The sequence below is a fragment of the Ruegeria sp. HKCCD8929 genome (genome assembly GCF_013031405.1).
Lineage (GTDB): Bacteria > Pseudomonadota > Alphaproteobacteria > Rhodobacterales > Rhodobacteraceae > Ruegeria.
Genome location: NZ_WPZY01000111.1, coordinates 1 through 2490 on the forward strand (window position 1 = coordinate 1; position 2490 = coordinate 2490).

Annotated in this window: 2 protein-coding genes; one reads left to right on the top strand and one right to left on the bottom strand. The window is 53.5% G+C overall.

Annotated elements, in window-relative coordinates; genetic code table 11:
• Nucleotides 1-202, top strand: a 202-nt coding sequence (locus GOX53_RS29700; RefSeq protein WP_217351998.1) for a hypothetical protein, incomplete at its 5' end; no start/stop codon positions are given.
• A gap of 190 nt (nt 203-392) precedes the next feature.
• Here GOX53_RS29700 and GOX53_RS29155 read toward each other — a convergent pair.
• Nucleotides 393-830 carry a histidine phosphatase family protein gene (locus GOX53_RS29155; RefSeq protein WP_171182378.1) on the bottom strand — a complete coding sequence of 146 codons (438 nt, stop codon included), beginning with the start codon at nt 828-830 and terminating at the stop codon, nt 393-395.
• Nucleotides 831-2490 lie beyond the last annotated feature (1660 nt).

The window sequence follows — 2490 nt, forward strand, 5'->3', positions numbered from 1 at the left end:
GCGTCGTTCACCTTTGGTTAATGTTGCGCAAACGCGTTTTAGCCAAGCAATGGTGAGGCAGAGACGAAGCGTCACGATACAGCGGGCAGCACAGTTACACGGACCTTCAGCAACGCTGGTTTTCAAATCTGCAGGCAGCCAAACTTTTTACGAAGGTCATGTTCTTCAAACGGATTCTGTGCGTAAACTGGCGCATCGGTAGCTTGAACTCCGGCGCGATTTGAAATGTTCAATCTCGCCACAGGTCTAATGTGGGCACCCAATACGAGTTTGGGATGCTGTGGCGCGGCCCGTCGAGGGAGACATTCTCTACAAGTGCGCGATCCGGGTTCCAATATCAGGATAGCCCCGAAAATCTTTGATGCCGCACGGGGCCCTGTCATCCTCTTTGATCAAGGCGTGGGTATGCCATAGCGCAGGCGTTGCAGGTGCGGTGTATGTTCGTGGATGTGAATCGCAAACAAGCGATCGAACTGGTGCTCCTCCAATTCCGGCACCGACGGGATGCCAAGTTCATTTGCGATGTCATCCAATGTGTTTGAATGCCCGATGATCAGCACATTGCCATCGGGAAACTCATTCCGCGCCTTGGTAATCACCTCAGTGGGATTTCCGGCGTCGTAATGAACAGGATCGGCCAGATCGAGCGCCTCCGTAATGGTTTCACCCGTCATCTGAGTGCGCAGGAATTGCGTGACATACACTGCCTTGAGTTTGGTGTCGGTCAAGATATGAGCCAGGACCTTGGCCCGCGCCCGACCTGCGTTGGAAATTGGAGGGTTGGTACCGATGTCGGCCTTTTCGGCATGACGTGTGAAATAAATGACCATGACTGCTCCAACGTTCTTCGGCGTTAAAAAAAGGTATGGGTCGCGTCGTACATTGGTTAGCGGTGCGGCGCTGCAAAAAAGCGGGCTGGGGGCGCACTCCCTTACCCTGAGAGGCCTATCCTAAGGGCTCAGCGAAGGATGTGCCAAGAGTAGAGTAGTCAGTCAGTATGACGATGCGGGCTTGCATCTCTGTGACCTGGCACTCGAAGTCGTTGGCCACCAGGTGTCTTTTATGTAGTTGCACACGTTCCGTCACAGATTCCGAAGACGGGCACCATTCCCAGCCTGCTAGACCAAGGGCACGGCGCCGCTGCAGCGCACTCCACCAATTTTCCCCCTCGGGTGCTCTGGTGGGACCACCGCAAACCAACCAGAGGTCGCGCCACAGCGACTAAAAGCCAGCTTGTGAGCAACCAGGTGAACGCAATTGGAACGCCTCGTTAATGCTCCGTTCATCTTTTCTCAGGCCGAACCGCATTGACAATCTGCTGATGCGCCCGCGAATGCCCAACAGCCAATTTGTTGAGGGCTTTACACAAGACGCCATGGACGAATGAGGGCGCGCAAGTCGATGGTCTAGGCAAAAACAACGCCCGCTAAAAATCCGAAAAAGATCCCCATCGAGGCGACAGTAAAAGTCAAAGGGTAGTTCAGCATTCGACGTTCCAAGCTCACCAATTGATCGGTTGTCGTGTGATTGTCGCCAAAGCGACCAGTAGTCAGCATGCAAGAACGTAGTTGAATGAACTGAGAACGGCCCGTTAACGTCCAGTTCATCTCGCCCCAAGCCAGGACACAGGGCGCAAATATCGAGTGGCTCAGATAGATCCAGGTTGCGCAATACGGGTATTGCCTATCGAAAGCTCGCGGCGATGTGCCTGAATGGCTGCATTTCATTCTGCCATGCAACGGAAGCCACTTGGCAGCACAGCAGGCAAGAGCTCGGTATGCGCACGTGGCGAGGTTTGTTACCACAGCGATGACCACGGCGCGAACGGCAAAGTTTTCACCCGCCTTAAGCTCCTGATCCAAAAGAATAATTTTGGGCGCGTATTTTGACTCAAATCTATGCGTCTAAAAACTCAAGGTTGGTGCGTTCAAGAATTCTCCCACCCAACAAAATCAATGGGTTACGTAACGCATCGACTCTGAACTATCTGTCATTCCACAACCGTTGTGGGATGACAGATAGTTCTGTGTCGCGAGACACATAGGTCTGATTTGTGCTCCGAAATATCGCAAATCGCCTGCGCCTGAGCAGTGAGAGGCCCAAGACCACTGAGCGCGGAAAATTCAGTAGATTAGATTGAGCGGGAAACGGCCCTTGCCGCCTTATGCTGACGCAGCCAGTGTTTCTGCAAAAACCTCGCATCTGCGGTGCGCTTTGGGCCGCAATGCAGCTCGGGTCGCTGAAGCGGCCATTTAAGACTGCCATTGGACGCCGAATACAAAGCGTCCCTTCGCTGCGACTGATTTCAACCGTCAATATGCAGGACGAAGTGAGCCTTCGCTGCGGCCGCGCGTACGTCTGCTTCTAAGAAACATGCGCGCCAAAACCCGTCGCAATCGTCAGTGACACAAACGCATGAGTTTTGGCTTATTTTGTTGACCTTCCCCCGCGATCAGGGCCGGTTTGATCTGGAATCTTCCGGTTGGGTGT

Excerpts from the sequence above, each read along its gene's own strand:
- GOX53_RS29155 (WP_171182378.1), bottom strand. The coding sequence starts at position 830 with ATGGTCATTTATTTCACACGTCATGCCGAAAAGGCCGACATCGGTACC.